This window comes from Zobellella denitrificans (assembly GCF_002237365.1).
GTDB lineage: Bacteria > Pseudomonadota > Gammaproteobacteria > Enterobacterales > Aeromonadaceae > Oceanimonas > Oceanimonas denitrificans.
In genome coordinates this window covers 1-6556 of the sequence record NZ_NMUO01000139.1, presented here as the reverse complement: position 1 = coordinate 6556, position 6556 = coordinate 1, and the positions used below count along the sequence as shown (strand labels likewise).

At 49.1% G+C, this 6556-nt stretch carries 7 protein-coding genes; 1 reads left to right on the top strand and 6 read right to left on the bottom strand.

Annotated features, from left to right (window positions below):
* Positions 1-232: 232 nt before the first annotated feature.
* The 6 genes from CGX12_RS18470 to CGX12_RS18455 form a co-directional block, all read right to left on the bottom strand.
* A complete protein-coding gene (locus CGX12_RS18470) occupies positions 233-880 on the bottom strand; it encodes an alpha/beta fold hydrolase (protein ID WP_094041342.1) in 648 nt (215 codons plus the stop codon).
* Positions 877-1185 (bottom strand): hypothetical protein, encoded by a 309-nt coding sequence (locus CGX12_RS18465; protein WP_094041341.1) that lies wholly within the window; start codon positions 1183-1185, stop codon positions 877-879. Before CGX12_RS18465 ends, CGX12_RS18470 begins: the two co-directional genes overlap by 4 nt.
* A gap of 148 nt (positions 1186-1333) precedes the next feature.
* Complete coding sequence (locus tag CGX12_RS19700; RefSeq protein WP_142995696.1) at positions 1334-2290, bottom strand: restriction endonuclease; 957 nt, start codon at positions 2288-2290, stop codon at positions 1334-1336.
* A gap of 240 nt (positions 2291-2530) precedes the next feature.
* A complete protein-coding gene (locus CGX12_RS19695; protein WP_142995695.1) occupies positions 2531-2908 on the bottom strand; it encodes a PM1101 family membrane protein in 378 nt (125 codons plus the stop codon).
* A gap of 107 nt (positions 2909-3015) precedes the next feature.
* The gene (locus tag CGX12_RS19690; RefSeq protein WP_142995694.1) at positions 3016-3666 is read right to left on the bottom strand and encodes a hypothetical protein; all 651 of its coding nucleotides are present in this window, start codon (positions 3664-3666) and stop codon (positions 3016-3018) included.
* Positions 3667-4229: 563 nt separating this feature from the next.
* The gene (locus CGX12_RS18455) at positions 4230-4649 is read right to left on the bottom strand and encodes a PGPGW domain-containing protein (RefSeq protein ID WP_094041338.1); all 420 of its coding nucleotides are present in this window, start codon (positions 4647-4649) and stop codon (positions 4230-4232) included.
* Between the two features lie 284 nt (positions 4650-4933).
* Here CGX12_RS18455 and CGX12_RS18450 point away from each other — a divergent pair, with 284 nt between their 5' ends.
* The gene (locus tag CGX12_RS18450; protein WP_094041336.1) at positions 4934-6310 is read left to right on the top strand and encodes an AlbA family DNA-binding domain-containing protein; all 1377 of its coding nucleotides are present in this window, start codon (positions 4934-4936) and stop codon (positions 6308-6310) included.
* The last annotated feature ends 246 nt before the right edge of the window (positions 6311-6556 follow it).

The window sequence follows — 6556 nt, the reverse complement described above, 5'->3', positions numbered from 1 at the left end:
CTGTTGGGGAGCGGGGAGGGGGAATGAGCTAGCGTGATTCTGGTGTGAAAGGGGTTACTTTTTGTGGGTAGCTCGGATAGCGATGAACAGTGCAATCATCGGTGCGACAAAGCCCATGATGCTTACACCTTTCAACAGACTACCTCCTTAATGCATAATGTTTGAGCTCAGGCCGCGGCCCGTCAGGGCCGTCGCGCCTGCACGAATGGTTAGCGGCAAACTCTTCAATGACTCAATCGACATTCTTCAGGTTGAAATTCCCACATTTCAGAAAATGAACGACCAATTCCGCAGTTAATGCTTGTTGATGAATTTCTTGATGCCCGAACGGAACCACAATAAAGTCATCTACATCACTAGCCCGAGTTGCATCCACCTCTACACGCCCATCGCTCTCTGGAGAAAGAAATAACCCACCCAGAACACCACTATTCCTATTCCCCGCAATAATTCCGATCTTGAAGCTTCTGGCGCTGGGGAACGTAGAATACCTACTCTCCGAAAGCAGGCTTTTGATTGGCTTGAATAAGAAAGAATAGCCCGGAATAGCATTTGCAATGTCCGCAAGTTTAGAACCACGATGAGGGGTTGCGATGAATACCATATTATCCAAATCCATCTGATGGTATTTTTCTGAAAACCTTCGGACTATAAGCCCGCCCATGCTGTGCGCCACAAAGGATACCGGTCTAGCATTTGATATTTGATGCGAAACCTGAAGGTGCAAAGAGTTAACGGCGTCATCAATTGTTCCGAAGGTCGTTGGCAAATCGACAGAAATCACATTGAATCCTAGTGAACTCAGTCGCCGGTGTAGAAAGCGCATATCATCTCGGTTTTTGTTAAATCCATGAACCAAGACAATTAGCCTGTTGCTCATATTTTTTTGATGCCAGCGTTAATCAGTTCGACCCAATCAATGCTTGAAATAGCATCGCCAATGTCGATCTTTTTATCCAATTGTGGCACGATATTCTCCTTCAAATACTCCCAATCCATATCAATTTCTTCTGGGTCGTTCGAATTTGCTATTTCCATTCTATTTTCACGCAAGGTAATTCGGTATTTGTATGGCCATGCCGGAAGCCCAACCTTGTGCTCTTGCATGATGAAATACTTATCTTGGCGAATGTTTGTCCACCACATCAATCCGCCAAGAGTTGTTATCGGTTTTCTGAATGCCATGTGCGCCTCGCAATAGATGATTTTAGAAATTCTAGACTAACCCACTGAAATAGCTTTTTCCGCTAACGTTTTGCTAACAGGATTTTACAGCTTTGGCTGAAATCGCGAAGCGAAATCCAAGCTGTCCACGTCCGATTGCCTTTGCTTGTTATGAATTTACTGACGGCAGTGCATATGCTATAAGCCTCGCCAATATATGCCGGCGCTCTGTATTTGTTACTTGTCCTATTGCTGCAAAATTATGGTAGACGAGTTGTTCAAGGATTGACTGTCCTTTCTCAGTATCAAAGAAACTCCACATACAGGCAACAAATACTCTTTGCATAGGCTTTATCTTATGGAGTTGTTCCTGCATCTCCCACTTGGGGGCCAAATTATTTACCTTATCTGCTGCATCTATCCCTGCTTCAGGGATATGGAAGTAATTTGGGAAAAGCTTCACGCCATCTTTCCACGCAGAAAGGAAAGGACCGTGAGAATATTGATGCATCACAAGTTCATTTGCACCATTTATAACATCTTGCTTTATGCCGGATAAAATAGTCCCATGGCCCGGAATGGAAATGCTGAATATTCCATTTTCTTCAGTGAGATCATCCTCATTATAGGTTTGGATAACTGCCGCATCTTGAGCTAGGTAAGCATTACTATATGAAGGAAAATATCTTTTAACTAGATCAAATCCCCCTGCCATCTTCATCAAAAACATTTCAATTTTTTTATAATCGTAGACTGTGTGCTCAATCTCCAAGTCTCTTAGAGCACTCGCGAGCGTTGTTGATGGTAGAGTGGAGTAGAAACCGATGAAACCCGAACATTTATGGCGTTTAAGCCTATCTGTGATGTTATTTTCAATTAAGTCCGAAACTGCTTTTCCGCTATGTGCATAGTGCTTACAGCTAACTAAGTATCGTACAATCGTTTCTCCATCAATACCGGGCCTACTTTCTTCTACAGCGATATCAATACCTCCGTCTGGCCCTCTGCTAGGTTCTCCAACGATCTTGTAACCTCTAAGGCTGAGGAAATCACGAGAAAAAAGCTCCCAAGCATCTTGGTCTCCATTACCAGTATTTGCTAGGGGAATATCTTTGAAATTGAGCAACTCTTATCCTCTATTCATAACGCTCCACTCACCGGAATTTTAGGAGCGGAGCGAGTAAAATTTTCCGAATGCAGTGGCTTGTTAGCTTTTATTTGCATACAGACTTATCAGAGACAACTCTTAAGGATTTGCAACTTGGGCAAATCACTCCAATTTTGATTTTTCTCTGAAACCTATTGCCACAGCTTTTACAAACGAAAAAATAAGGTGGACCTGGATAAAACCCTGCCATAAATCACCTCAATTCTTTTCCATTACTATTTCTGCTTCGTACTCTGTTCCGTCTGGTGTTTTAACCTTGGTCTTTCCTTTGATCGAGTAGCCGTTGTAGATTGCGTAAATAAGAGTCGCGCCAACACCAAGAGCTATTATAGCTGTTAGTGTTGATCCACCCGCTACTAAACCTACTGCACCAGCGCCCCAACCAACAGGATTCCAAAAATTGGTCGCTGCGACACCTGCTGCTCCGATAGCTGTTACCAATGCGGCTTTAGAAGCAGTTTTAACTGTTTTAATATTTGAAGCTAAGTCTGGATTAGTGATGATAATTTGACGAGTCCCCCGTTCTACCGCCAGTTTTAATTCTTCTTTTGTATTGACTACTGCGTAATCGTCCATTTTAAACTCCGTTTATGATGTGAAAGCTAACGCCGCCATAAACGGCGCGAGCTTGCGAGCGTCCGGCGACCGCAGGGAGTGATGTTTGATGGCCTTGTTAGAAGATTTCATAGTTTGAGCTTCTTTTTTGCGACATTCTTGAATTTAATGTAACTACGTCGAAACTCTTCAATCAGTTTATGCTCTTTACTTACGTAAGCATCGTATTCATTTGTTTTACGCAAATCTGGTTGAAGCATCAACCGATTTCCACCAATATCAAAATAGTTGGTTTGAAAATATGCTATTGCTTCTGAGAGTGTCGATTGCACCTTTTTCCTATTTTTCTCTAGGGAAGAATTCCAATATGTAGCATTGTACTTAGATATTTCTGAATGGTATTCATCAAACAAGTCTTGATGTGAAGGGAACAAGCAATGGTTCGCGGCAACATGATTAAGTGAGCCATCAATGTCCTCGTAACTTGCAATAGACTCCAAGGCATTAAAATTACTTACATCTCTTTTCCTCCTAGAGCTCTCATCCCTATAAAGATAGTAATCAAGTAAAAACAACGATATCCCAAGACCAATCATTATCCAGCCGGCAATGTCATTACCCTGAAATGGCTCTTGTGTATTGAGCTCTACAAATAGAAGCAAAAGAGCCAAAATTAAATCAGGATTGATCGCCGCAATTCCGCCGGCAACGAGAATAAACCCGACAGACTTAAGACTTTTGGTAACCAAAATTTTCAGAATATCTATGATTCTATCCATGTGTACCTTCTAACAATTGTATATTGACCTGGCTCGATTTTACTCATCGGTCCAGTTTTCCTAAGCGATTATAATGTGTTGATATTAAAAGAAAAGCATAGGTTTTTCGTATCCAGCTTGCTGCAAGAATCGGGACTGCTCAATAACTCCATCATCAGGCGCATTTACGTGCAAGGCTAAATTATAAGCTTATGATCTCAAATGGGTTTTATAAATCGCGATGGAGAAAACGAGACATCCGATGAGTGTTATCGATACGTGTACAGCACTTTATGCCATTAACACTGTATAAGTTGTTAAAATTTTCGACGCTACCGCCCGTCGCTGATCCTGGCATAAGCGCATCCCTGCTTCCCCGTTTGGCTCTTATTGTTAACCGCCCGTGCTGCAAAAGGCAATGCAAAATAGTCCCTTTGCCTTGGGTGGTGGTGGGACTGTGATCAGCGAGACAGTTGCTCGGTTCCGCCCTTGAGAGGCGTGCCGGCTGGCACAAACCGGCATAGGGCTGGAGGATAAAGTGGGGAACAGGAGGGCGGTGGAGGTTAAGGCGGCGTCTCTGCTGCCTAATCTTTAAAAATCAACGGCGGGCGCCCGGCCCGGCGGCGCAGCCAGTCCACGCCCTGGCGCACGGAGGGGATCATAAAGATCCGGCGCTCCAGCCGGTACTTGCCCGGAAAGTTCAAAAACACCAGGGCGATCAGTATGGTCAGCAAGCCCTGCCCCGGTAATACCAGCATGGCGATGCCCATCAGCAGAAGCACCAGGCCCAGCAGGTTCTTCAGGATCAGCAGCAGCCAGCGGATCACCGGGTGCTGCTTGGCCCAGGGCACCCGGTGGCGGTACTCGCCGGAAAAGTAATCCGCCGGGATCCGCAGCACCAGCCAGGGGATCACCAGCAGCGAGCCGATAAAGCACACCAGGCTGAAAATGCCCAGTGTCCAGATCAGGGCCGGATTGCTGAAAATCTGAACCAATCTATCCACGGGATAACGCTGCTCGTTGAAGTGAAAGCCAATGGCTTAAGTGATGTAATTATGATGGCAAAAGGCCATGCCAAACAACGACCTTGCCGGCGGTTATCCGGGGCGGCTGTTCAGCGGAGCCGCTTTTTGATGTTCCAGCCCTGTCCGGCTCGGGGTAGGATGTCCGGGGTCGGACAACTTCCGTGCTTTGCGGTGCACCTTGGGGGACAACATGAATCACACCGGGCAGCCATTTCCGGGTGAGCCGGACGCCGGGATCGAACCGTATCCGGGAGGGTTGGAACATGAGCGCTGAACACCCCCTCTGGCACGATATCCAGCAGGGTGAAGGCAAAACCCTGGAGTTCAAGCGGCAGTTGCCCAAGGGCGAGCAGTTGGCCAAAACCATGGTGGCCTTTGCCAATACCGCCGGCGGTAAACTGGTGCTGGGCGTGGACGATCAACGCCAGATCGTCGGCCTGCAGGCGGATGAATTCGAGCTGATGGATCAGATCGCTTCCCTGGTGCACGACCTTTGCCAGCCCACGCTGCTGCCCAATATCTACCTGGAAACCCTGCAAGGCCAAACCCTGCTGGTGGTGCAGGTTCACCGGGGCAGCCAGTTGCCTTACTACCTGAAACGCCAGGGGCGCGAAAAGGGCGTTTTTGTGCGGCTGGGCGCCACCAACCGCCAGGCCAGCCAGGAGATGATCCACGAGCTGGAATGCCAGCGCCTGCACCAGAGCTTCGACGAGCAGCCAGCCTGGGATAGCAACTTGGAACAACTGGACCTGGGCCCCTTGCAGCAGGCCTTCCGGCAGGTCGGCAAACCGCTGGACAGGCAAAAGATGCATGGCCTTAAGCTGATCAAGACCGAGCAGGGCCGGGAGTACCCCACCCACGGGCTGATGATCCTGCTCGGCCGGTACGAACAGGTGGAAATCAAGTGCAGCCGGTTCAAGGGCACCGACATGACGGTGTTTCTGGACAAGAAGGAATACACCGGCGACCTGTTCGGCCAGTTGGCCCAGGCGGAAGGCTTTATCAAGAACCACCTGCACCTGAAAGCGGAAATCCTCGGCCTGCAGCGCACCGAAACCTACGAAATTCCCATTGCCGCCATCCGCGAAGCCCTGGTTAACGCCGTGGTGCACCGGGATTACAGCAATGCCGGCCGGGACATCAAGCTGGGCATCTACGACGATGCCGTGAACATCGTGTCTCCCGGCGGCCTGCCCAATGGCCTGACGCTGGATGAAGCCCTGCAGGGCCGCTCGGAGCTCCGCAACAAGGTTATCGCCCGGGTTTTCAAGGAGCTGGGCTACATCGAACAGTGGGGCAGCGGCATCGCCCGTATCCGCGCCTTGTGCACCCAGGCGGGCAACCCGGAGCCCACCTTTGCCGAAACCGGCGATTTTTTCGATATTGAGTTTCACCGAGCCGGACTTGACGCAATAGGTGGCTCAATCGGTGGCTCAGAGGTGGCTCAAGCGGTGTTGACCGAACGCCAGCAAGCGGTGCTGGAGCTGATCAAGCAAAACCCCCGCATGCCGTACCGTCAGATGGCCAGTGAGCTGGGCATCAATGATTCCGCTGTTAAAAAACACCTCGAAAAACTGAAAGAAGCCAACGTTATCGAACGTATTGGCGGCACTCGGGGGTACTGGAAGGTGAAGGACTAGAACGCCATAAAGTTTAAAACTTAGGCAGAGACGCTTCTTGGGGCGCGGGCGGCCCGCCCGCATGAGGGTTCGCGCTACGCGCAAAGGCAGGCGGGCCGCCTGCGCTCCACCGGCAAGATCAGCGGCCAGCCGATGCGGGAAACAGCTTCTTCGGTATCCACCACAGAAAAGCGACCGTGCCCAGCAGCTCGATCAGGGACGGGAACACGATGGCGACCACCGCCAGCAACGGCGGGCCATGGGTCA